This is a genomic window from Alcanivorax sp. S6407, from assembly GCF_023016115.1.
Classification (GTDB): Bacteria; Pseudomonadota; Gammaproteobacteria; order Pseudomonadales; family Alcanivoracaceae; genus Alcanivorax.
Window position 1 is genome coordinate 572,484 of record NZ_JALKBH010000004.1, and the last position, 23,837, is coordinate 596,320.

Consider the following 23,837-nt stretch of genomic DNA (forward strand, 5'->3'; position numbering starts at 1 on the left):
TCATTGGGCGGCAGCAGTGCCGTCATCCATTTCCGTAGCACGACGATAGGCCGCACGTTGCGTAATGCGGTCGGCATAAGCAGAAAACTCAGGACGATGCTCAAAGGAGCCAAACTGCAGACCCCAGTTCACCTGCGCGCCCACATACACATCTGCCGCGGTAAAGCGCTCGCCCGCAATGTAAGGCGTCACGCTCAACGCCGCCGCCAGCGCATCCATGACAGTCTGGTAAGAGCCATAACCCACCATGCGCTGCTTGTCGGCAGGCACCTCCAGCCCCAGCACATTCCGGTCTGTCACTGCCGCTTCCAGCGGACCTGCTGCGAAGAAAAGCCAGCGGAAATAGGCGCCGCGCTCAGACGCCGTCGGGGCCAGGCCAGACTCAGGGAATGCTTCTGCAAGATAAGCACAGATCGCCGCGCACTCGGTGACGATCTGGTCACCGTGTACCACGGTGGGCACCTTGCCTAGCGGATTGATGTCCAGATATTCCGGCGCCTTCATGCTCCCGTCGTATTCGAGAATTTCCGTGTGATAGGGAACGCCGGTTTCTTCCAGCATCCAGCGCGCAATGCGCCCCCGGGACATGGGGTTAGTGTAAAGCGTCAGTTGCGTTGTCATGTTTATCTTCCCTGAAGGTTGTCCGGCCAGCCTTGGCACGGCCGGGCGTAACCAATACAGCTACCAATAAAAACCCCCGCTAGCGCGGGGGTCTGTTTACCACTGAATCGGCGCTTCCGACGAGCCAGGGCTGGACTGCTGTCCGGCCGGTTGCGCGGACAGGGCTTTCGCCTGTTTGTCAGGACGCACCCGGTCACCCACCTTTAGCGGACCACTGGCATCGCCTTCAATCACGGCGATACCGTAATCCGGGCGGATCTCGCTGACCTTCAAAGTGGCCAGGGCAGCCCCTTCCATCTTGATGGTCATGCCGGTATCCGGGTCTTTCATCTCACCGGCCGGGCGATACACCTTCATCAGTGCATCCTGTTCCAGGCGACCTTCGCCCTGGGTCAGGAAGACGGTGCTGCCGTCCACCTTGATCACCTGCACCGGGTAGAGCACATCGGTGGCATCTCCGGCGATGGCGCGGGCAATTTCCGGATAGAGGATATCAGCCAGACGTTCCGGGTGATTGCGATCATCGATCTTCTGTTCACGGGCCAGGGCACGAATAGTCGCCTCCGGCTTGTCCCAAACGTACAGATCACTCCACAGGATTTCCGTGGTGGTGGTATCGATCAGGCGATAACGCACCCGCACATAGGGCTCGTAGCCGCCCATCTTGGAACCATAGAACTCCCGCTCGCTGTCGCCGACCTGGAAGTCTTCGATGGTACCCACCAACAGCAGGTCGGCGCCCTTGCGTTGTCCCATGCGCGCCATTTCTTCCGGGGCGATACTGCCTTCGGAAACCGTTTGCAGTTCCTTCTCGATATCCGCCAGATAGGCACGATCCAGCACCCGGAAGCGACCGGACTGGGTAAATGCCATGGACAGGTTTTCCGCCAGATCACGCTGCACTTCGCCAGCCGGCACTTTGATGTCACCGAGATCATAGCTGCTGGCACGGGTATCAAAGGTGGCAATGGCAATGCCGGGCAGGTGGGAACGATCCGGGCCCAGCGATTTGGGCCGCAGGATCTCGGCCTGCACGTCCGCTTGCCACATGCCGTCGTCCACTTTCTTTACCGACTGCACCTGATAAGTCTTGATGTTACCCAGGGTCGGCAACTGTGGTTCCGGCACCGAGGTTTCCTTGCCCATCCAGGTGGACACATCACCTTGCTGCTGTATCACCCACTCATACACATCGGTACGGAAGTTGGGATCCACCGCCAGGGTCACACCGCCCCCCTGACGCACCGCGGCCACCAACGCATTGGTCATGGCCTGTTCCGGGGAATCCCCGAAGCCACGAGAGGAAACTGATACCGTCTCGGTCAGTGCATGGCTGAATGATGACAGCAGCATCAGTGCCATGATCAGCGGGGCAAATAGTCGTTTGTACATGTGACCTCCTTGTTTCTGGCAGCTCCAGCCGTAGGAGCGACGCTCCTACAGCAGAGGCTGTTCCGCGTGGAGCGTGCTGCGTGCCGCGTCTCTTTTACAACCCAAACAGACTCTTGGTCTTGGTCTTGCGGATTTCTTTCTCGTTGGCCCACTCGATGATGCCGGTCTGGATATTCATCAGCTTCAGAGTGAACTTGTAGTACACATCCTTGGTGCTGCCTTCACGCTTCACGATGGACGAGAAGTTGCCATACATCATGAACTCGGCGCCGATCTGGCGACCCATCTGGGCAGCGGTATTGGGATCCACCAGGCCGGACTCACTCTGGTAATCCAGCTGCTGGCGCACGCTCTCTACCTTGGTCATGTCCACGAAACGGAACTTGCCGGAGTTGAGCAGCTTGGACTGGATGGTGTCGGTGATGGACTCGGTATCCACATGTTCGGTGGTCTTGTTCTTGATGCTGTCCACAAACACCACCGGACGGCGATTCTGGGTGAGCTGCACGATGGGCGGAAATACCAGCATGTCGTCCACCATCTTGGCGGCAATCATCTGCAGGTCGGTAGAACCGAAATCGGTATTCACCGTCTCTCGACCCTGGGCATCCCCGTAGTCCACCTTGGACGCACAACCGCTCAGCACCAGTGCGGCGCCCAGCATCATCATGGAAAGTACGCGTTGCATGTTTTTCTCCTTTAAGCGGTTGGACCGCGGATAACCTGAAATTACTCCTGAACCCAGATTTCAAACCGTACGGCACTGGGATTCGGGGCGAGAGCCTTGACGCTGTTCATGCTGCGACCCGCCATGACGACCTGCCGCCAGGGCTGGGCTTCAGGCTCCAGTTCAAAGCCATCCGCGTCGAAGAACTTGATCTTGTACTGAAAGTCGAGCTGGAACTTCCAGTCGTTTTCCAGCGTCGCCTGCACATAAAGCAGATCACCGACTTTCTTCTGTTTGAGATCGGCAATGGAGATCCGGCTGCCCAACAGACTGTTGTTGGAATACACCTTGGTGACGGTCTCACCGTTCTCGTCCACTTCCATCTGGCCCATGTTGCTGGCCGAGCAGGCAGCCAGCAGCAACGCTACCAGCAACGCCATCATCGGGCGGAAAATACTCATAGGGGTCCCTCCTGAACGGGTAACACGCGAGTAATCAAACGGCCGGGCAATGCCACGGCATGAATCACGGTGAGGCCCCGGTTCACCACCGGTACCGTCAACGTAGCATCGCCCTGCGGGGTGCTCAATATCAGGGTCTGTTCGCCCTGGGGCAGGGTAAAACGGGTTGCCTGGGCGTAGGCTGGCAGACTCAACCAGCTGCGCCGGTCGGCTTGTTCACTGACCAGGTTGTAGATCTGGGTGGCAAAGGCGCCCAGCGCACCATAGTTATTATTGGCTTCTTTCTGCAGGTTGTACTTTGCGGTGGCTCGCAGAGTCTGACGTACCAGCATGCCCGGCAGTCGCTCTTTCAAATCCTTGGCCGCCAGGCCCCCCACATCCGCCAGCACCCGGGTTTCACCCAGTGGCTGCATGGCGGTATCCAGTACCCGCAGGCTGTTGGGCCTGGGCTTGTCCTGCAGGGCGTAGGTGGGGAAGGCCACGGAAAAGAAGCCGTGAACCGTGGGTATCGGCAGACTGAACTCCGCCCGGGGCTGCACGTAGCCCTGCTCGTAGAGAATCGCGACCATGCCGCCGTCTGGTTTCTTGCCATTCATGGCGGCGGAGACCCGCTGGACATCTTCCTTGAGCATGTCCGCATCCGGGTGGATTTCCAGCGCTTTCTTGTAGTCCACCAAGGCGTCGTTGTACTCGCCGTGGGCCTCCCAGAACAGGGCCGACAGGTAGAAGGTCCAGGCATTCTGGAAACTGGATTTCACATCCCCGGCCACCGCATTGAGCCCTTCGAAATAACCATCGAACTGGCCCACATCCACATTGTTTTCTTCCGCCTCTTGCTCGGCCTTGGCGATTTCCTTTTCCCGCTTGTTGGCCGCCACTTGCTGCTCAAGGGCGGCAGCACGTAATTCCACTGCAGTACCGGTGGCATCGTTGGCCGCCCAGTAGTTCAGGGCCTGATAGGCACGGGTAAAGATGCGCTCGTAATCCGGGGCGATGTAGGCACGGGCGTTGTCATTGGTCAGCATGGAGGTGCCGGTGGCGGCCAGGGACGACACCTGGATACGGGCACTGGCATCTTCTTCGTCGTAGGCTGCCACGGCGCCGGCAAACGCCTGGCGACTGGCCTCGCGACGACCCTGCAATTGATTCACCCGGCCAAGCTCCTGCAGATAGAGCACGCCATCGGCACCACTGCTGGCCGCTTCCAGCTTGCTGATCACCGGGCTGGCGGGGGGCTCAGCCGCCAGATTGGCTGGGACAAGGCTGTCTCCGGACGCAGACGAGGCTGCGTTTTCTTCAGGGGGAGGGTTATCTTGCGGGCCAGCCTCAGGCGGTGTGACCGCCACCGGTGCCATCGCAAGCTCGGCCTTCCATTTGGCGGCCTGACTGGGGTAAGACACAAACAACGACCGGCTGGCGCAGCCAGTCAGCAGGGCCACGCACATCAGCGTCAGACATGCTTTGCTCATCCCATCCATAGAGGTGTTGTGTTCCCTGTTCCCGAATATCAGCCAAAGGCCATGAAAAGTCAGACAACCTGTTCTTGTAGCGGTTCAAAACCGCTTTTTCTCGCCAGGCATGTGGCGTCCGGCAAACCGCGCCCATAAAAAAAGCCGGAGCGGACAAGGTAGTCCGGCTCCGGCTTTTTGTCGAGCGCCGAGGCGCTCTTCACCCCATGATCAGAACAGCACCCGGGTACGGATGGTGCCTTCGATGGTGCGCAGTTTTTCCAGCGCCAGCTGGCTGTATTCCTTGTCCACGTCGATCACCACATAACCAATGTCTTCATTGGTTTGCAGGTACTGACCGCAGATGTTGATGCCATTTTCAGAGAAGATGGTGTTGATCTGGGTAAGGACGCCGGGCACGTTCTTGTGGATGTGCAGCAGACGGTGCATGTCCGGGTGCGCGGGCAGGGCCACTTCCGGGAAGTTCACTGCGCCCAGGGTGGCGCCGTTATCGGAGTAGCGGGCCAGCTTCTCGGACACCTCGGTGCCGATGTTCACCTGGGCTTCCTGGGTGGAACCACCAATGTGCGGAGTCAGCAGCACGTTATCGAACTTGCGCAGCGGGCTGACGAACTCGTCGTCGTTGCCTTTCGGCTCTTCCGGGAACACGTCGATGGCGGCACCGAGCAGGTGACCGTCTTCCAGCGCCGCCGCCAGGGCGTCGATGTCGACCACCTTGCCGCGGGCGTAGTTGATCAGGTAACCCTTGGGCTTGATGGCGCGAATCTGCTCTTCCTTGATCATCCAGCGGGTTGCCGCGGTGTCAGGCACGTGCAGGCTGACCACGTCGGACATGCCCAGCAGCTCATTCAGGTCGGACACCTGTTCGGCATTACCCAGCGGCAGCTTGGGGATCACGTCGTAGAACTTCACCTTCATGCCCATGGCTTCGGCCAGCACGGACACCTGGGCGCCAATGTTGCCGTAACCCACCAGACCCAGGGTCTTGCCACGGATCTCGTAGCTGTCCTTGGCAGACTTGAGCCAGCCACCGTTATGGGCAGAAGCGTTCTTCTCGGGAATGCCGCGCATCAGGTTGATGGTATGGGCAATCACCAGCTCGGCCACGGAACGGGTGTTGGAGTAGGGGGCGTTGAACACGGGGATACCGCGCTTCAGGGCCGCCTTCAGGTCTACCTGGTTGGTCCCGATACAGAAACAACCGACACCGATCAGCTTGTCCGCCGCCTCGAACACCTCTTCGGTGAGCTGGGTACGGGAACGAATACCAATGAAGTGCGCGTCCTTGATCTTGGCGTTCAGGTCGTCGCCAGTCAGGGCGGTGGGCAGCAGCTCCACGTTGGTATAACCGTGTGCCTTCAGGTTCTCCACGGCGTTTTCGTGGATGCCCTCGAGCAGGAGAACGCGGATCTTGTCCTTCTCAAGAGAAGTATCGGCCATGATTGAAGTCTCGGTAGCCTGTGAAATGGGCGCGTATGTTAACATAGCGCGCTCAAATTGAGAGCCGTCCCGTTGTCGGATTGCTCAAGTTGGCGTGAGAACGCCTCAAGATCGTGCGTTTTACCCCGTTCAGGAGACCCTTGATGACCGCTTTTGCCCACGCTGCAATGGAGCAACTGACTGATTTGCTTGGCAAACGCCTGCTTACCGACCAGGAAAGCGCCGAGCGCTACGGGGTCGACTGGACCAAGGTATGGGCACCGTCCCCCTGCGCCGTGGCCCTGCCTGAAACCATCGAGGAAGTGCAGCAGATCGTGGAAATCGCCAACGAACACGGTCTGCACCTGGTGCCATCCGGAGGCCGTACCGGCCTGTCTGCCGGTGCCGTGGCGGCCAACAATGAGCTGGTGGTGGCCTTCGATCGCATGAACAAGGTGCTGGATTTCAACGAATTCGACCGTGCCGTCACCGTGCAGCCCGGCGTCGTTACCCAGCAGCTGCAGGAATTCGCCGAAGAAAAGGGCCTGTTCTACCCGGTGGATTTCGCCTCCGCCGGCTCCAGCCAGATCGGCGGCAACATCGGCACCAATGCCGGTGGTATCAAGGTGATTCGCTACGGCATGACCCGTGACTGGATCACCGGCCTGAAGGTGGTCACCGGCAAGGGCGAACTGCTGGATCTGAACAAGGGCCTGATCAAGAACGCCACCGGTTATGACTTCCGTCACCTGTTTATCGGCTCAGAAGGCACCCTGGGCTTTGTGGTGGAAGCCACGGTCAAGCTCACCCGCCAGCCGAAAGACCTGACCGCCCTGGTACTGGGTGCACCCGGCTTCCGTGAAGTGATGAGCATCCTGCATGCCTTCCAGCAGGACATCGACCTGACCGCCTTCGAATTCTTCTCCGACAAGGCCATGGCCCATGTACTGGCCCACGGTGTGCCGAAGCCCTTTGACACCGAGTGCCCGTTCTACTGTCTGCTGGAATTCGAACAGCTCTCCGAGCAGGTGGGCGAGCAGGCCATGGCCATCTTCGAGAAATGCGTGGAAGAAGGCTGGGTACTGGACGGCGTCATGAGCCAGTCCCTGCAGCAGCTGGACCAGCTGTGGCAGCTGCGTGAGCGCATCTCCGAATCCATCGCCCCGCACACCCCGTACAAGAACGACATCTCGGTAAGCATCGCCAAGGTGCCCGACTTCGTGGAAGACGTGGACACCGTGGTGCAGGAGGCCTACCCGGATTTCGAGATCGTCTGGTTCGGCCACATCGGCGACGGCAACATGCACCTCAACATTCTCAAGCCGGCGGACCTGGCCAAGGAAGACTTCTTCGCCAAGTGCAACAACGTCTCCAAGTGGGTGTTCGAGATCGTGGAGAAGTACAACGGGTCCATCTCGGCCGAACACGGCGTGGGCATGACCAAGAAGCCCTACCTGGAATACTCACGCAGCCCGGAAGAAATCGCCTGCATGAAAGCCGTAAAGCAGGTATTCGACCCCAACAACGTGATGAACCCGGGGAAACTGTTCGATGTTTGATGACGCCATCACCCTCAACAGCGGCGAAGACGATTACGTTCACCGCTGGATCGACGGCTCGCCCATCGACATACCGGTGGGCAAGGTGGTCTGTGTGGGGCGCAACTACGCCGACCACGCCCGCGAACTGGGCAATGAGGTACCGGAATCCCCGATCCTGTTCATGAAGCCGGCCACCGCCCTGGCCAGCCTGCACGAGCCGGTGGTGATCCCGAAAGGGCAGGGGCCGGTGCATCATGAAGTGGAAATGGTGGTATTGATCGGCAAGCGCATCCGCAAGGAAACCGACCTGGAAAACATCCGCTTCAGCATTGCCGCCTACGGCGTGGGCCTGGACCTGACCCTGCGCGAGCTGCAGAACCAGTTAAAAGAGAAAGGGCATCCCTGGGAAAGGGCCAAGGCCTTCGACGGCGCCGCCCCGGTCTCCGGTTTCATCGACGCCCGCGGCATCTCCGTACGCCAGAACCTGGACGTGACCCTGGAGATCAACGAGAAAGTGAAACAGCACGGCCACACCGGCCTGATGCTGTTCCCCACCTTTGAACTGCTGGCCGAAATCAGCCAGACCTTCACCCTGGAACCGGGCGACGTGGTCTTCACCGGTACCCCGGCGGGCGTCGGTCCGTTGAACAGCGGCGACAAGTTCACCGCACGTCTGGGCAACATCATTCAGGTGTTTGGATCAATAGATTGAGCCCAATAAAACGCGCGAAGCTGGCCCTCATGGATACATGGATCTGATGAGGAACCCGCGCGTTAAAGTGATTTCCGGGTCATGATCGCCTTATGAAGGCTCGCACCATTTTTTTCAGCCTTATCACCTTTCCTCTTGAACTGGCATATTGCAATACCGGCTCAACGGCTGACTTGAGGGCTTGATCACCTTGCGCTGCTGCAACGGCATGAATCTGCCGCCAATAATTAACCGCAAATTCACCCGCAATCTCACTGTCTTCCAATCGAAACCCCGATATTAACTTTATAACATCCCCCTCAGGAAATGAGTTAACCAAATGACTGGCATTGGCCAGACGAAGCTCAGAAAGTGTTCTTAAACATTTTTCACAACAGCCACAGTTATAGCTCCCACTAGTATTTTTCCAACACACCCGGGCTTGGCTTAGCAAGCCTGGTGCGTAATCAGCAATAACCTTGATCTTATCGATGCGACTGTAGCGCGCAGAATAATGTCGTACTGTTTGCTTGCTGCAACTCCACATCGGGTCTATAAGCGGTGCACTGGCGTTAGGCATACATTTTTTATACTGCTCAAAAGAACCGATAAGCACCGTTGAAACCGCATCAGAAAAAATCTTTGCTATGGCTCCCAATATCACACCAAAACCCAATGTAGTCCATTTAACCAGACCGTCTTGAAGTTCTCTTGCGTTCGTTTTCAAAGGAATGACATTGAGGCCCTCTATGCTCGCCATTTCAGTCAACCTGTCATAGGTACTTTGAAAAAATTCATTATCGTTCAGGGGAATATCCATGCCCTGAACCAGCCAGAGATCAGTAACCTTATGAACCCCGGAAAGGGCATTCATTTTTTTTAGATCCGCGACATTAAAAAGGGAATCGATACCGCCGGAAAAGAATGAACCAACTCTCTCTGATGCGGAATAGCTTTTATTCTTACATCTTGCATGTATACCAATTACGCTCGTTTCCTCAGGAAAGAAACTGTGATAGATGTCGATAGCTTCCAACAGATTCAGATAGAATATCGGATCTATATCTTCTTCAAGCGTGATGTTTTCTCCCACTCCCATAGCTAGCGTCAGAGAAACAAGAACGAACGGCTCAATACCAATAGAGCCAGGATTGAAATAATTTTCAGGCCATTCAAACCATAGCGTTGCCGCCTTTTCTCCATGCTTGAATCTTGTCGTTCCTTCGAATTCCAAAATCGCTTGAGCCCTAACCTTCCCGGCCATCCTTTGCAGGCTTACTCCCTTTACTATCATCGCAAAACCTTCATTTGGCACTTTCAGTTAATCGATGGATCCATGCTAAATACATCTTACTATTTGTATCACCCGGTATAAGTATTATCCTTTTATGATTCATGATGAAAAGCTTGTACAAGCTCAACGACTTCCATCTCCATAAACCATGCCGAAAATGCGAAACAACTTCGATCACCAGATCGTCATCATCGCCCTGGCCTTTATTGGCATCCCCTTGCTGGCCGCCTGGTACCTGATCGGCCTGCCGATTCAGCAGTGGCGGCTCACTCAGCACTGGGTGGAAGTGCCCGCCATCATTGAGACGGTGAAGCTGCAGGAGCATCACAGTAGCGGCAGCATTACCTACGAAAGTAACGCTCGATACCGCTATCAGTTTGACGGGCAAGAGTATGTGGGTGATCGGGTGTCGCTGTATGGACCGGAGGATGGCACCAGTTATCACCGGGTGATTGTGCGTGAACTGGAAGAGCATCGGGACAGCCAGCAACCCTTCCGCTGTTTTGTCGATCCTTACTACCCGAAGGATTCACTGCTGTACCGGGATATCCGCTGGGGCATGTATTTCATGATCGGGTTGATTGCGATCCTGTTTTCCGGGGTCGGGGTATGGATGTTGGGGAATCAGTTGCATCATGCAATCAAGGCGCTGCGATCCGGCTCGTAAGCCTCGTGACAACAAGACCGAGCGCCGTGACCCATGCTCTGCCAGCATCATTAAAAAAGAACGCCGGCATGCCTATTCAAATAGCGTCTCAGGGAGTCTTGCCTGATCGAAATGCCGACGGCCCTTGAAAGCAATCGCGTGCTCACCGGGCTGGCGCATGGCTCCTGCGGAAGGTACGCCCATGGGCCAGAGATAGAAACGTTCGCCGCGTCGGGATACCGGCACCAGCCCTTTGCCATTGAACAGGCTCGCCATTTTTCCATCCGGTTGTGGCAGGGCGCGCAATTGATCCGCATCGGCAAAACCATAGGCTGTCGTCGGCACGCTGCTGTCCACGGGTGACACCCGCACCAGGTAGTGGGTATCGGGTTCCACCAGCAGGCTCAGGCGCTGGTTTTTTGCATCCGCCACCCGTTGCGGGTAGAACACCGGCTTGTCGCCTTCGATCTCGCCTTGCTGCAGATCCGGGTCCACCGGATAGATCTTGTGGTAACAACCGCACGGGTGAATGCTGTCGTAGAATAGTACCCCGCCATCCGGCTTCAGAGTCACCCGCCAGATCAGACCATCCAGCTCTCCACCATAGCTGTCGAGCGCTCCACTCTTCGGTCGCTGACTGAACCAGAACTGATAGTTCAGTTGCAGCAGATTCTGACCCTTGAAATGGGTCCAGCTGGTCCAGGTGTAACTCAACGGGTTGTCCACATTGATGCCTGGCTTGCCATAGCTATCCAGCGTTACTTCCCCCGTCCGGTTCCAGCGTTCGCTGTCTGTCATGGTCAGTACAGGTGCGTAGTGCACTAGAAGGGCTTTGCGTTGCAGCTCATCAGGCAGGGGAATCTGCAGCGGGTTGTTTGCCAACTGCGTCGGCGCCGGCAACATGGCGGGAGTTACCGGCATGCCAGCCGCAGGTAAAGGGGCATATTGCTGCCGTGGCGGGGGGACTGGATCCACAAAGCGGGCACTCATTTCTTCGTGGTAGTTTTCAATGGAACCGGTGGCCAGCCAGGCGGTAACCGGGTAGACGCCCACCACACGCAACCAGGTGGCATAGCTATCCTCAACCTCCGCCTGCGGCAGGGTTTCGAAGTCGGTGCGTGCCGCCAGCACCGGCAGGCAGGTGTCCAGTAACTGCTGTGCGGTTTCCGGGTTGAACGGCTCGGCATCGTCTGGCAGCCGCTGGCTCATCACCGACAGGTCTTGCCAGGCCTTGTCGCTACTCAGACGAATCCATTGCTGTTGCTGCGCGGCACTTTTAGCCTGTTGTTGCTGAAACGCCAGCCAGCGATTGATACCCAGATGCGGATAATCAGGCAGGGTCTTCGCCTGGGCATCCTCGATGCCGGCATTTTTCAATGCCTGGTGCAGGGCAAAGAAGCCCTGCTCACAGCGGGTGTCGGGCTGTGCCGCCAGGGGGCCGATCAATGTCAGATTAATCAGCAGTACAGTCAGTCCGGTGCGGATCGCGTACATAGGTCTCCAATGCGGCCAGGGCCGCTTCCATTTGTCCCGGGGCCAGCCGGTCTGCCAGCCATTGCGGAATCCCGCCGCCCGGGTCTACCTGTTGCCGGTACACCACGCGCGTACTGTCTCCCAGCGCATAGAGTGTCCAGCTGCCTTCCGTATAGGGTACCCGCACATGACCCGGCTGGTCTGGATAAGCTGCCGGATTGCCCGACATGGTCAGCACCAGCGGGGCACCGGGGTGACGCTCAAACAGGGTGACGGCATCGCGACCACTCAATGGCCACGGTGCCTTGCGTGCCATGTAGACCAGTGTTTGCGTTTCCGATGGCCGCTCCAGGATCCTCAGGGTTTCAATGCCTGGCATCCACTGAAGTACATGGCAGGGTTGTTCCAGAATCGGCAGCAGCTGCGTCAGGGATATCGGCAGTACAGCTTCCAGTGCGAAGCGATCGGGACCGGGCAGGGCCGTGCGGGTCACCCTGTCGGCCACACCGACTAACGGCAACAGCAACAAGGTCATGACTAACGTACGCTTACATCGCATCGGCAAACACCTGACGAAGCTGCTCCGTGGTCAGGCTGGCAGGCTGAGGCGGCAACACGGTGATCTTCACCACCCCGGGCCGCATCAGCAGCCCTTTGGCCGGCAGGATGTCGCCACTGTTGTGCAACACGATCGGCACCAGGGGTGCACCGGATTGTTGAGCCAGCCATAGCGCACCGGGCTTGAAGGGCAACAACTGACCATCCCGGCTACGCTTGCCTTCCGGCGCCAGTACCACCGCATCACCCGAGGCCAGTGCAGGCAATAATGGCGCCAGCACCTGCGGCCCCACACCCTGCTCCCGCTTCACAAAGACGGTGCCGAACATTTTCATCAAGGGCCCGAGCAGGGGGTGAAACTGCAGTTCGTACTTGCCGATCGCCACCATGTCACGGCGTACCAGTGAGGCCACAATGATCGGGTCGGTACCGCTTTGATGATTGATCACAAAAATCGCCGGGCGCATGGCCAGCAGTTGCGTCTCACCGCCCACCTGCAGCCGAATCCCTGCCAGACCAAGGCCGAGACGGGTGACCACGGTGATGCCCAGATTCACCGCGCGACGTCGTCCGCCTGGCAGGCAAACCACAAACAGCAGCATGCCAATCAGCGGTGGCAACACAAATGCCAGCACGCTGCGCAGCGTGATGATCAGTCTTGAAAGCATGGCGCGGGGCTCCCGGGAAAGGGTGACGATAAGAGGCTTATCTTAGCAACGCTGACAACATACGCCTGACAGGTTGTGAAACAGACAACCTATCCGGCCCTTGCGGGGGCGGCTGTGAAGGCAAGCTGACGGAATTTGCCCAGGCAAGGTTCCCTGAAAACGGTATCGTTAGCCGTACCAACTATACTCACATCCTCTATTTGTCTCTTTTCCTGATGCAGAGCTGTTCTTATGACCTGCGTCAAAAATTTTCCCTGCCAATACACTATATATGACAGTCAGGGCTCGTTCGGCCTGCAGGTTATTGTGGCTGTCTATCGAAGACTGAAGCCACCGTCAGGTAAGGAGACTACCTCTCATGCGTCATGGTTTCAGATTGTCATTATCTCTTTTATTGCCACTGGTGGTCGCCATCAGCGGCTGTTCCGACAGCTCCAGCTCGGCGAGTCGTTTTGCCAGTGCCTCTGCGCCGGCCTACCTGACTGAAGAAACGCTCAAGTCCGCTGCCAGTTTCCTGGGCGGTGCCACCGGCAAGGAAACTCCGGTTTCTGTGGATACGGTGGTGTTCATCAACACGGTGCTGGGCCTCAATGAAGTGGAATCCGACCCACAGAATCTGTATGGCGATTTGTGGCTGCTGCTTCGCGACGAGTATGGCGCACCGCTGCTCGACGCTCAGGGCTGTGTGCAACCTCTGGCTTCCGAACCTGTGGAATGGCCGGACATGGAGGTGCGCGATACGGTACCCATGACCGTGGAAGAATATGAAGACGGCGAGTTCACCTGCACCGTGGTGGAAGGCTATGAGTCCTACACCATGGAACTGGAAATTGGCCGTCTGAACATGGTGCGCAATATGGCCAACAACCCTGATGCCCTGGCTCGGGGTCTGGCTGAAGCGATCAACACCATCAACCAGGCCCAGGCGGTCAGCCTGGATCCGGCGGGTCGACTGGTACTGACCATTGATGATGGCGGCGAACTGGTGGACAAGACCATTGATTCTCCGCGGGAAAACCTGGCGCTCTATCATGCCTTGATGACCCGTGGCCGGCTGGCCGGTTATGGCCCGGAAAAACATGAAGGCGGTGAAACCCTGCCGCCCCAGTGGGTGGAGATTGATCCGGAGGTTCCCCTCGGCGATCTGGCGTATCTTCGTGATGGAGAGGGCGAACTGCGGTTGATCAATGGCTATGCCGACCTGTCTGCGGTCAACTACAACCGCCAGAACCGCTTTCAGGAACAGTTGCTGTCTTTCGTCCAGTATATCGACGGGGCGACCTGCCCTTACTGGGACATGATCGACTATGCCTGGCTACAGGTATTCGAGGAAGAACCCTACATCGGTAGCAACATGGAAGGCTTTGCCCGTCTGGTGGATGACAACCGGCGGGTGATCGTTTTCGTCCATGACATCATCCAGGATCCACCGGTAACCGATCTCGCTACTCTGCCCACACCGGCTGGTGACCGTATTGATGTCAACAAGGCTGCCGCCGCCTTTCTGGGGGGCGCTTCCAACAAGACCGTGCCGCTCACCATCGATGGCCTGGTGCTGATCAATACCGTACTCGGTCTGAATGAGGTGGAATTTACCTACAAGGGCGAGATTCTTGGCGACCTGTGGGCACTCCTGCGTAACGCCAACGGCGAACCGCTGCTGGATGCCAACCAGTGCCCGCAACCGCTGGCCTCTGACCCGGTGGTATGGCCGGATGACATCGAGCAGGATACCGTCCCCATGCAACTGGACGAGAACGGTGATTGCGAAATCGTCCCCGGTTATGAAACCTTTGTGGTGGAAGTGGAGCTGGGCCGCCTCAATGGCACCCGCGTCGCCCTCACCAATCCCGGCGTTTACGACCGCGCCCTCTATGATGTGGTCAACAGCATCAATGCGTCAGAAGGCGTCAAGCTGGATGTGGCGGGCCGCCTTGCCTACGGCGTGATGACTGACGATGGAGTGGTCTACCAGACCGTGGATTCTCCCCGTGCCGGCGTCGCCATGTACCTGGCGCTGATGCGTTGGGGCAAGCTTGAAGGTCAGGTGGAAATCATGGAAGACGGCGTGATGGTAGTGAAGAATACTGCCATCACCCTCGACGATGCCATTCTGAATGCGGAAGGACTGGGCTACCTCAAGCACGGTAGCGTCGCCTGCCAGGGCAACCCGGATAACTGTGGGGCCACGCTTCTCCCCAGTGGCTATGTGGATTACAGCGGTTTTGCCCATCGCACCCAGGATGTGTATGCCGGTGTCGACGTCAGTTATGTGGAACGTCAGCCTGATGATCCCGACTGCGCCTATGGCGATCGCACCGCCGATATCTGGGAACGGGTACTGGGCAGCGACCCCTACGATGGCAGCAATATCGAAGCCTTCGTAAAGCAGGCTGAAGATACCCGCACCGTGGTGGAGTTCGTCCATACCATCATTCACGATCCGCTTCCGGAATAGAACGCGAGATAGAGACCCGACCTCTGCCGGGACCCATCCGGGTTCCGGCAGGCCCATCCCGATACCAGACCCATCACTTCTTTCCGAAATGCACTGAAATTCAAATGTGCAGTGCAAATTGTTTTATTTTCAATAGCTTACCATACACCCTGATGGTAAACGGCAATTAAAAACCCGTCTCTTTACGGTCAAAAAACCACCAAACCTAATACTTTCGGCTTGGCAAATTTTTGCCCCCTCTTTAAGGTTTTTGACACTTGGTTACATACAATAACAATGATGGAAGTTCACCATGCGTCGCTTGCTAACCGCCACCCTGTGCCTCCTGCTTCTGGCTCCCTTTAGCCAGGCCGGTCAGTTCCGCTTCAACACCGGCCTCACCGCCGGGCGCTTTGCGGTGGATCTGGATGCCTCAACCCCGATCCCCGAGGAACTCAATGATGACCGGGCAGCAGGTCTCTATCTCTACCTGGGATACCAGACCAACAGCCGCTTCCTGCTTGATATCGGTGCCAGCACACAAAGCAATGTAGCCCTGATGAATGTGACCGAAGGGGCGTACACCCGCAGCATCGAGGCCCTGGCAGGTTACGCCCTGCAGTGGAAAGCGCTGTATATCGAGCCCAAGGCCGGTTATGCGCAGTGGCGTGATGTGGTCAAGGAAAGTGAGGAGTACAGCATGGGTCAGCCGCAAGAGTTTGAGCAGGAAGGCCAGTCCCCGGTGTATGTCGGCACCCTGGGGCTGCGCTTCACGCCCAATACCGCACTGGCCCTGTCTTATCGCAGCCTGGCGCTGGACGATGAGCCCCGCGAAAGCCTGATGCTGGGCATCAGCACCCGATTCTGATCTGTCACTGAAAACGGGGCTGTGTCAGCCCCGTTCCAGCCATGCCATAACGCTAGAAGGTGAGTTGGGCGCCAATGTTCCAGGCATCCACGTTAACGACACTGTCAGAGTCATATTCCATCCGGTAACGATCAAAACCGCCACGGATCTGAATCTCGTCGAAAAAGTACATCATGCCGAAACCGACCACGAAATCGGTGCCGCTATCGCTGTCGTTGAAGGAGGTACCGGCACCGCTGGATTGCGACGTCGCATCCCACTGAAAGAGGCCGATTCGGCCATAAGCGAAGGTGTTACGCCAGGCCACCTCGGTAGCCCCGATCAGGGACAGATCAATGCCATCCGCCTCGGTGCTGGCCGTGAAGCCGGGGCCGGTGGCCGTGATTTCGCCAAGATCCACAAAACTCAGCTCGGCACCCACAAAGCCCATCAGTTCATCAAAGGCGTGGTATTCCTGCAGCACCCCGCCACGAATGCCAAGCCCGCTGTCCTTGTCATCAATGCTCAGATCGGAACCGGGAATCACATCCCCGGAGTGAATATCAGAATTGGTCCAGTGGTACTGCAGGCCAATATAAGGACGGATCGTTTCAGCTGCATGAGCAGCCCCGGTGACCGCGATCCCGGCGGCCATAATCAGGTATTTCATGTGCGTTCCCTGCGTTTTTCAGATTGTCATTCCCTTTCCATCACCCAAAAGGCTAACCCATCGCTGTATCACAGGGAACGGTTGCGTCGGACAATCCCGTCAGGAAACACGAAAATGTTTTCGCACGTTGTCATTCACCCAACCACCCATGCTTTCTCGACCAATACTGTCGATAAAATCCCTGACCTGATCGGTATAGGCGCGATCTTCTTCAAGAATATGATGCAGCAACCATTTTTCCAGCAACTGCAGCAGGGCTTCTGCCACGTCTTCACCCTTTTCGGTACTGCGTAACAGGGATTCGATCCGCTGGGTAAATTGACGATGCACATGGTGATGGTCGTCCAGCTCCTTGTAGCCGGCTCGCTCCATCAATGCCTCTTCGAAACTGAAATGGGATTCGGTGTAATCCACCAGGTCATAGAGGATGCGGGCGACACCCAGATAGGCATCCGGCTTCCCGACCAGCTGATCCAGCGCATTGATAAAATCCACAATGCGCTTGTGTTGCTGGTCGATGACCAGGATATCCAGTTCGTATTCAGGACCCCATACGATTCTCATGATCCACCTCCGGGATTGATGCAAGCTCTCACGCTAACAAGGCACCACGACATCAATATAGATGCAGATCAAGATTTATAGCGTTGCTGGCACCGTCTGTCCGAGCGATGCTCCGACATGGATGATTGAACTTTGTTCTATCGCAAAGCGGAGGTTATGGGCTTTACCTGATGACCTATAACGAATTCATTTTTTATTCGGATTGGCACTATCGAGACAGTGCTGCCGTCTATCCGCTTTGTGTCTTCCCGAAATATGACTCTGGGCATCCACGCAACGCTTCACGCAACTCAACATTCCACCAAAACTTTAGTTATACCCATTTCCTGAGCAGCGGATTATGCTTTTTGTTTTTTCAGGGAAGGATGAAAGATGGACCGTAAATTCATGATGACCGCTCTGGGCTATGCCATCGTCGGCATGCTGCTGGGCATTCATATGGCCGCTACCCACAACCATATTCAACACGTTACCCATGCGCATATCATGCTGATCGGCTTTGTGATCTCCATGGCCTATGCGCTGTGCCACAAACTGTGGCTGGGCAATCTCACCAGCGGGCTTGCCAAAGCGCAGTACTACCTGCATCAGGTCGGCACTATCGTTATCCTGATCAGCCTGTTCCTGATGTATGGCAACTTTGCCAGCGTCCAGACCATGGAACCGTTCCTGGCCATCAGCTCCATTGTGGTCCTGCTGGGCATGATTCTGATGAAGGTCTTGTTCATCAAACACAGCAAGAGCGCCTGATGTACTCGATTCAGTGAAGGCTGCCTGAGAGACATTCTCGCCGTGGCTGATCATCAGTCCAAGCGACAAAATCTAATGGCAGCCACGAGTAACGAGTTTCGAAAGTCAAAACCCGTCAGTAATGAAAGGTTTTCGAAACTCGTTACTCGTTACTCGCTTCTGCACTTCAACTACACAACCTGAATAACCACCTTGCCGCGACAGCGGCCGCTACGATTGCGTTCATAGGCGGCTTCGCTATCTGCAAGGGGATAAACACTGTCGATGATGGGCTTGAGTGCTCCCTGTTCCACCATGTCTGCCAGGGTATCGAGATCCTGACGGTAGGATTCCACCACCACGGTACCGGCTTTTTTACCCAGCACCCGATAGAGGGGAGTGGCAAACATGGAGGCGCCCTGACCGCCGGTGGAAATAAAGTGGCCCTGCTTGCCAAGCAACGCCTTGCAAGTGAGCGGGGTCTCGTAGGACGTCACATCGAAGACGATATCGAACTCACCCGCTGTCTTGCGGTAATCGCCTTTGCTGTAGTCGATCAGGGCATCGGCTCCCAGATCACGGACAAAATCCAGATTGCGGGTGCTACATACCCCGGTGACATGCAGCTTCATCTGTTTGGCGATCTGCACGGCCAGGGTGCCGACCCCGCCAGAGGCACCGATGATCAATACCGACTTGCCTGCGCTGGCACCGCCCTTGCGCAGCCCTTGCAGCGCGGTCAGTGCCGCCAGCGGCAGGGAGGCCGCTTCATTGAAGCTGAGATTGCTGGGCTTTTTCGCGACGCGATGCTGATTGATGCGGGCCTGCTCGGCAAGGGATGCGGTGCGCAGGCGCATGTCCATGCCATAGACCTCATCACCTATCTCGAAGTGGCGAACATTGCTGCCCTTGCCGATCACCACGCCAGCGAGGTCATCACCGAAAATCGGTGGCAGACGCCGGGTACCCACCGGGGTCGCCGCCATGGCCAGATGATAGTTCAGCTTCCAGTCCTTGGGGTTCACCGATGCCGCATGCACCTCCACCAACACATCATCCGGGCCCAGTCGTGTCGGCGCATCGGTCTCGCTGAGAACCAGCCTGGTGTTGGGCCCCCAACCGGTGGTGGTAATGGCTTTCATGGCGTCACTCCCTGTTTGTCAGTGCAGCCGCTAGCTTAGCAAAGGGCAGGGTGAAGAAAGCGGTCCGAAAATGCCAAGGGGAGGGAGGTATTGTGTCAATGGAGTTGAGTTGCAAGCCGCAAGCTACAAGCTGCAACACGGATCAAGGACGGTGCCGGCTTTTTTGTCCGGGCTTCGCGCTGCGGGTATGGGCGCGGTACCGGGCTTTAAAACCGGCACGCATAGTGAGTCGCGTTGTAGCTTGAAGCTTGTAGCTTGCGGCTGCTCACCCCGGATCCACCTTGCCGCGCAGGGACTTGATCTGGCCCCGTTTGGTTTTCTTGTCCATGCGGCGCTTCTTGCTGCCCAGAGTAGGGCGGGTGGCCTTGCGCTTTTTCTGCTCCACGGTGACGCTCTGGATCAACTGGGCGAGACGGGCGAGGGCGTTTTCCTTGTTCTTTTCCTGGGTGCGAAACTGCTGCGCCTTGATCACCACCACACCATCACTGTTGATGCGCTGATCACTGAGCGCCAGCAAACGCTCCTTGTAAATCTCCGGCAGGGAGGAGGCGCGGATATCGAAGCGCAGGTGGATGGCTGAGGAGACCTTGTTGACGTTCTGGCCGCCACTGCCCTGGGCACGAATGGCCTGCAGGTCGATTTCGGTTTCCGGAATGGCGAGGTTGCGGGTGATTTGCAGCATGCAGCTACTGTAGCGGCTGCAGGGAAAGGGGTTCAAGCTGCAAGCTGCAAGCTACAACACGAAGATTGTTCCTTGTGTCATCTTCTGCCCGGACTCCGCGCTGATAGTTTGGGCGCGGGACCGGGCGTCAAAACAGGCACTCACAATGAGTCGCGTTGCAGCTTGAAGCTTGATGCTTGTAGCTTGAATCTTACTTCTTCACATCCCGGTCGTAGCTGAGGCGCTTGGCCGCGTCCAGGGTGAGCATCTGCATGAAGGCGCGGGTTTCACCGTCGGAACCGGTGGGGGTACCACCGTCACCACCGCCGAACACGTACTGCGGCACCTTGCGGTTAGCGAAGGCCTGGGCCCAGATTTTCTGGATCTCGATCTCGGCATCCAGCTTCTGTGCCAGGGCGTTATCCGCCTGCAGCACCGCTTTCTTCTGGTAGGCTTCCGCATCCGCCAGGGTACGGCGGGTTTCCGCTTCGATACGGGCTTTTTCCAACTGGATCTGGGCCGTTTCCTTCTCGATTTCCGATTGCTCTCTTTGTTTCTGCGCCTGAGTGATGGCCAGTTGCTTTTCGGTTTCCGCTTCGGTGGTACGCTGGATCTGGTCTACCTTGGCCTTGGCCTGACGCTCGGCCACTTCACGCTCACCACGGGCAATCGCCAACAGACGCTGCTCTTCTTCCTGCACCCGTTGCTCGCGGGCAATGGCGCGGTCGGCAGAGGCTTTCTGCTTGAGCTGCATGCGCTCCACAAAGCGCTGATTGGGATCCATCTGGGTAACACGGGCTTCCACCACCGTGACACCGTAGTCGATGAAACGCTGGGATTTGCGCAGCGGAATACCGGCTTCGTCAGTCATCTTGCGCACCACGAAGACGACCTTGCTGTCATCGCCGTATTCCTGTTGATCGGTGCCCATGGCCACATTCGCTGAGCCCTTGATGTCACCGACCCGCTTTTCGCTCACCTCTTCACGGCGAACGATATAGATGCCGTTGATCATCTGGTTCTCGAACTCGGTGTTAAATTCGGTACGGCCACCAGAGTAGTACTCTTCAGCGCTCATCAGCGAGGCATTGGCCTGCAGGGTTTCCTTGAAGGCCGGAATCAATGCGGTGCGCAGCAGGTTTTCCGGGGTACGGTATTCATGGGCCAGATGCAGGAAGCTTTCCTGATCGGTGGGAATGGTAAAGCGCACGGTGGCCTGGGCGTTGGCGTCGACCTGATCCAGGAACATGATGTTCTGGGGCGGCAGGGCTGCGGAGGTTTCCGAGCTTTCCACTTCCACATAGTCCAGGGTTTCGCTGCCACCACGAACCGCCTGAACGGTCAGGGCTCGCTTCCAGGAATTCCAGCGACCAAACAGATAGAACTGGTAGCCCACATCGGACACCACTTCTTCATTACCCATCAGGGTACGCACGTGATACACGTAACCCGGCTCGGCGTAAAAAATGGAATTCTGGCCCACAATCAGCAGCCCCAGCGCCCCCACCACCATTCCGGCCACGCCCTTGAACGGCATCAGTGCCTTGACTCTTTCCAGCATCCTTATTCCCCTATCCCTTTTTTAATTAGAAGCGGACATTCTAATGAGCGGGAGCAGGATGGGTAGTGGCCAATGTCTTACATTTCGGTGAAATGTGGAGGGGTAACAGCTCTCAGCTACAAGCTACAAGCTACAAGCTACAAGCTACAAGGAAAGTCAAAATTGCAGGGCTGCTAAACGCAAGGAACCTTCGACTCGCTATTTTCCAAGCATCCTTGGCAGTACATCCGTCTGGCCTTGCTTGCGGTGCAGGATAGCCATGCCGACATGGCCAATAATCATCGCCAGTAGCACCCAACCCAGCTCGCCGTGGAGTAGCGACCCCAGATCTACCATCCAGTCGATTTTCTCACCGCCACCCACCATCACCGGAATCCCCAGAGGTTCAAAAGCACGGCCGGATCCGTATTGGCGCAACAATGCCAGGGCCGGTATCAGAAACAGCAGGGCATAGAGGCCAAGATGCCCAAGTTTTGCTGGCAGGTTAATGGACGGTGGGCGGTTGCCCAGGTTCTTCAAGGCCCACAACAGCCGAACCACAATCAGGATCATCAGTGCAAAACCGAGGGGCTTGTGGCTGGGCCAGAAAAACGCCTCGAAGGCACTATCCTCAAAACCGTAGTGCGCAATGGCAGAGAGAAACTGCCAGCCTGTCAATAACGCCATACTCCAGTGCAGCAGCCGAGAGACAGTGCCGTAACGTTCCGTGCGATCCTGGTTGAGCATGCGTATTCCCCCTGATTCCGTAACCCCAAGTATCGCAGGAAATTATGCAGAAATTATGGAATCCCCCGGGCCATCAATCGTTGCAGTGCTGTGCCATCCTGTCCTCATAGAAACGCTGATCCTCTGCCCAGAATTCACCCAGCTCATCGGTCATGGCCGTTCTGCTGTTGTGTCCGGCGAGGGCGGCACTATACCGATAAGGACTGCGGCAGGTGTCATCCTGCTCTTCAAGGGAGTCCGCGCTGGCATCGTCATGGCGATAGGAGAGGGAAGGCGGGGAGAAAGTGACCTGGCACCCGCCCAGAAAAACAAGGGCGGCCAATACCGCCCCCTGCACTTGCCTCATGTCACCGGCACGGCAAAGTGCAACATCACATGAACCTGCAGTTCGCCCACCAGGAAACCCAATACCGCCCCTACGGTAATCAGGATCCATTCATCCTGCTGGAATGCCGGCCTGAGCAGGCCCTCGAACTCTTCTTCGGTGAGCTCCTGCATCTTGGTGACCAGCAGATTCTTCAGGTCCATGGCTTCCTCGGCGTAGGCTTCCATGTGGCTGAGGGTTTCCGGCAGATGCTCCATGACCTTGTCCGCCACGGTGCGTTTCATTTCCTGGTACTTGGTGCTGCCCACCGCAAATACCACCAGCGGCTTGGCCAGGCCGGCCTGTTCATCCATGGTGCGCTGCACCTGTTTCTGAACCAGACCAAACAGGCGATCGGACAGCGGTCCCTTGAGGATAGCCTCGATCACCGCAGCGGGTGTGACGATTTCGCTGGCCACCAGGGCACCATAACTGGCCGCCACTTGCTTGCGACGCTTGAGGAACAGGCCCTGCCACTCGAACAGCCCCAGATAGCGGGTGGGCTGCTTGGGATTGAAGATCATCTTGAGGGCCAGCCAGTCAGTGAACCAGCCGGTGAACAGACCGAACAAGGGAATCACCCAGGCATTATGGGTCAGCGCCCACACCACCGCCTGAACAATACCGATGGCGAAACCAAACCAGATCCCGGACGTGCGGATGAACTTGAACTCCACATGGCCCGCTTCCAGGAATACCCGGTTGAGCAGCTCCTTGTCACGGACCAGCGCATTGATGACCAGATCCTTGAGATCGAACACCCGGGAGATGTTGGTCTTGATGTCCTCCATGATCAGCTCGACCATGTGCGGCGCTTCATTCTGGATACGCTGGATGATCATCTTCTTGACCCGTTCCGGCGCAGACTCCCACAGCCCTGGCTGATACTTCGCCGCCACTTCCCGGGTAATGTCTTCCACCGAACGAATCAGGGGCTCGCGAATCTCTGCCGCTACCCGGTTGGGATCCAGCCGGTCAAAGACATCTTCCGGCTTGAGCAAACGATCCATCATCAGGTCACAGGCAATACTGGCCATGGTGGCAGACTTGCTCGGCACAATGCCCTGCCAGCCAAAGTACGGGCGAATACCCACGAACTTCAGTGGCTTGAACATCATCTTGATCGCCACCACCTTGGTGCCATAACCAATGGCTGCCGCCACAAACGGCATGGCCAGGTAGAGTATCCAGTTGGCCTGAAGATCGGCCAGAATCAGATCAATATCCGTGATCATG

General features: G+C 57.0%; 24 protein-coding genes. 6 read left to right on the forward strand and 18 right to left on the reverse strand.

Annotated features, from left to right (window positions below; translation table 11 throughout):
* From MWU49_RS12320 to serA, 6 genes are all read right to left on the reverse strand, one after another.
* The gene (locus MWU49_RS12320; protein WP_246972766.1) at nt 1-621 is read right to left on the reverse strand and encodes a glutathione S-transferase family protein; all 621 of its coding nucleotides are present in this window, start codon (nt 619-621) and stop codon (nt 1-3) included.
* Nucleotides 622-717: 96 nt separating this feature from the next.
* Nucleotides 718-2,013 (reverse strand): CsgG/HfaB family protein, encoded by a 1,296-nt coding sequence (locus MWU49_RS12325; protein WP_246972767.1) that lies wholly within the window; start codon nt 2,011-2,013, stop codon nt 718-720.
* A gap of 94 nt (nt 2,014-2,107) precedes the next feature.
* On the reverse strand, nt 2,108-2,701 hold the full coding sequence (lpoB, locus tag MWU49_RS12330) for a penicillin-binding protein activator LpoB (protein WP_246972768.1): 594 nt from the start codon (nt 2,699-2,701) through the stop codon (nt 2,108-2,110).
* Between the two features lie 41 nt (nt 2,702-2,742).
* The gene (locus MWU49_RS12335) at nt 2,743-3,141 is read right to left on the reverse strand and encodes a YcfL family protein (protein WP_246972769.1); all 399 of its coding nucleotides are present in this window, start codon (nt 3,139-3,141) and stop codon (nt 2,743-2,745) included.
* The gene (locus MWU49_RS12340) at nt 3,138-4,610 is read right to left on the reverse strand and encodes a hypothetical protein (protein ID WP_246972770.1); all 1,473 of its coding nucleotides are present in this window, start codon (nt 4,608-4,610) and stop codon (nt 3,138-3,140) included. Before MWU49_RS12340 ends, MWU49_RS12335 begins: the two co-directional genes overlap by 4 nt.
* 210 nt (nt 4,611-4,820) lie before the next feature.
* Complete coding sequence (gene serA, locus MWU49_RS12345) at nt 4,821-6,050, reverse strand: phosphoglycerate dehydrogenase (RefSeq protein ID WP_246972772.1); 1,230 nt, start codon at nt 6,048-6,050, stop codon at nt 4,821-4,823.
* 143 nt (nt 6,051-6,193) lie between these two features.
* Here serA and MWU49_RS12350 point away from each other — a divergent pair, with 143 nt between their 5' ends.
* The gene (locus MWU49_RS12350) at nt 6,194-7,588 is read left to right on the forward strand and encodes an FAD-binding oxidoreductase (RefSeq protein ID WP_246972774.1); all 1,395 of its coding nucleotides are present in this window, start codon (nt 6,194-6,196) and stop codon (nt 7,586-7,588) included.
* On the forward strand, nt 7,581-8,282 hold the full coding sequence (locus MWU49_RS12355; protein ID WP_246972776.1) for a fumarylacetoacetate hydrolase family protein: 702 nt from the start codon (nt 7,581-7,583) through the stop codon (nt 8,280-8,282). Before MWU49_RS12350 ends, MWU49_RS12355 begins: the two co-directional genes overlap by 8 nt.
* 79 nt (nt 8,283-8,361) lie before the next feature.
* On the opposite strand, the gene MWU49_RS12360 is transcribed toward MWU49_RS12355, so the two are convergent.
* Nucleotides 8,362-9,555 (reverse strand): hypothetical protein, encoded by a 1,194-nt coding sequence (locus MWU49_RS12360; protein WP_246972779.1) that lies wholly within the window; start codon nt 9,553-9,555, stop codon nt 8,362-8,364.
* A 148-nt stretch (nt 9,556-9,703) separates the two neighbouring features.
* Here MWU49_RS12360 and MWU49_RS12365 point away from each other — a divergent pair, with 148 nt between their 5' ends.
* Entirely contained in the window at nt 9,704-10,222 is a 519-nt protein-coding gene (locus tag MWU49_RS12365; protein WP_246972781.1) for a DUF3592 domain-containing protein, read from the forward strand.
* A 72-nt stretch (nt 10,223-10,294) separates the two neighbouring features.
* Here the strand turns inward: MWU49_RS12365 and MWU49_RS12370 are convergent, their stop codons facing one another.
* Genes MWU49_RS12370 through MWU49_RS12380 form a run of 3 tightly spaced genes read right to left on the reverse strand, consistent with a single transcriptional unit; the run spans nt 10,295 to nt 12,900 of the window.
* Nucleotides 10,295-11,695 (reverse strand): hypothetical protein, encoded by a 1,401-nt coding sequence (locus MWU49_RS12370; protein WP_246972784.1) that lies wholly within the window; start codon nt 11,693-11,695, stop codon nt 10,295-10,297.
* Complete coding sequence (locus MWU49_RS12375; protein WP_246972786.1) at nt 11,655-12,233, reverse strand: START domain-containing protein; 579 nt, start codon at nt 12,231-12,233, stop codon at nt 11,655-11,657. Before MWU49_RS12375 ends, MWU49_RS12370 begins: the two co-directional genes overlap by 41 nt.
* Nucleotides 12,223-12,900, reverse strand: coding sequence for a lysophospholipid acyltransferase family protein (locus MWU49_RS12380; RefSeq protein ID WP_246972788.1), 678 nt, complete (start codon nt 12,898-12,900; stop codon nt 12,223-12,225). Before MWU49_RS12380 ends, MWU49_RS12375 begins: the two co-directional genes overlap by 11 nt.
* Nucleotides 12,901-13,258: 358 nt before the next feature.
* Between MWU49_RS12380 and MWU49_RS12385 the strand changes: the two genes are divergently transcribed.
* Both MWU49_RS12385 and MWU49_RS12390 read left to right on the forward strand, forming a co-directional pair.
* The gene (locus MWU49_RS12385) at nt 13,259-15,358 is read left to right on the forward strand and encodes a hypothetical protein (RefSeq protein WP_246972790.1); all 2,100 of its coding nucleotides are present in this window, start codon (nt 13,259-13,261) and stop codon (nt 15,356-15,358) included.
* 292 nt (nt 15,359-15,650) lie between these two features.
* The gene (locus tag MWU49_RS12390) at nt 15,651-16,205 is read left to right on the forward strand and encodes a hypothetical protein (protein ID WP_246972793.1); all 555 of its coding nucleotides are present in this window, start codon (nt 15,651-15,653) and stop codon (nt 16,203-16,205) included.
* A gap of 52 nt (nt 16,206-16,257) precedes the next feature.
* Here MWU49_RS12390 and MWU49_RS12395 read toward each other — a convergent pair whose 3' ends face one another.
* Entirely contained in the window at nt 16,258-16,854 is a 597-nt protein-coding gene (locus MWU49_RS12395) for an outer membrane beta-barrel protein (RefSeq protein ID WP_246972796.1), read from the reverse strand.
* A 99-nt stretch (nt 16,855-16,953) separates the two neighbouring features.
* Entirely contained in the window at nt 16,954-17,418 is a 465-nt protein-coding gene (locus MWU49_RS12400; RefSeq protein ID WP_246972798.1) for a bacteriohemerythrin, read from the reverse strand.
* A gap of 372 nt (nt 17,419-17,790) precedes the next feature.
* Here MWU49_RS12400 and MWU49_RS12405 point away from each other — a divergent pair, with 372 nt between their 5' ends.
* Nucleotides 17,791-18,168: a TonB-dependent receptor gene (locus MWU49_RS12405; RefSeq protein ID WP_246972802.1), complete on the forward strand. Its 378-nt coding sequence runs from the start codon at nt 17,791-17,793 to the stop codon at nt 18,166-18,168.
* Between the two features lie 170 nt (nt 18,169-18,338).
* Here the strand turns inward: MWU49_RS12405 and MWU49_RS12410 are convergent, their stop codons facing one another.
* The 6 genes from MWU49_RS12410 to MWU49_RS12435 form a co-directional block, all read right to left on the reverse strand.
* Nucleotides 18,339-19,289 (reverse strand): NAD(P)-dependent alcohol dehydrogenase, encoded by a 951-nt coding sequence (locus MWU49_RS12410; RefSeq protein ID WP_246972805.1) that lies wholly within the window; start codon nt 19,287-19,289, stop codon nt 18,339-18,341.
* 265 nt (nt 19,290-19,554) lie between these two features.
* A complete protein-coding gene (arfB, locus tag MWU49_RS12415; RefSeq protein ID WP_246972807.1) occupies nt 19,555-19,971 on the reverse strand; it encodes an alternative ribosome rescue aminoacyl-tRNA hydrolase ArfB in 417 nt (138 codons plus the stop codon).
* A 190-nt stretch (nt 19,972-20,161) separates the two neighbouring features.
* Nucleotides 20,162-21,511, reverse strand: coding sequence for an SPFH domain-containing protein (locus MWU49_RS12420; protein WP_246972809.1), 1,350 nt, complete (start codon nt 21,509-21,511; stop codon nt 20,162-20,164).
* 198 nt (nt 21,512-21,709) lie between these two features.
* The gene (locus MWU49_RS12425; RefSeq protein ID WP_246972810.1) at nt 21,710-22,237 is read right to left on the reverse strand and encodes a cytochrome b; all 528 of its coding nucleotides are present in this window, start codon (nt 22,235-22,237) and stop codon (nt 21,710-21,712) included.
* Nucleotides 22,238-22,310: 73 nt separating this feature from the next.
* Complete coding sequence (locus MWU49_RS12430) at nt 22,311-22,559, reverse strand: hypothetical protein (protein WP_246972811.1); 249 nt, start codon at nt 22,557-22,559, stop codon at nt 22,311-22,313.
* A gap of 20 nt (nt 22,560-22,579) precedes the next feature.
* Complete coding sequence (locus MWU49_RS12435) at nt 22,580-23,836, reverse strand: DUF445 domain-containing protein (RefSeq protein ID WP_246972812.1); 1,257 nt, start codon at nt 23,834-23,836, stop codon at nt 22,580-22,582.
* Nucleotide 23,837: the final 1 nt, after the last annotated feature.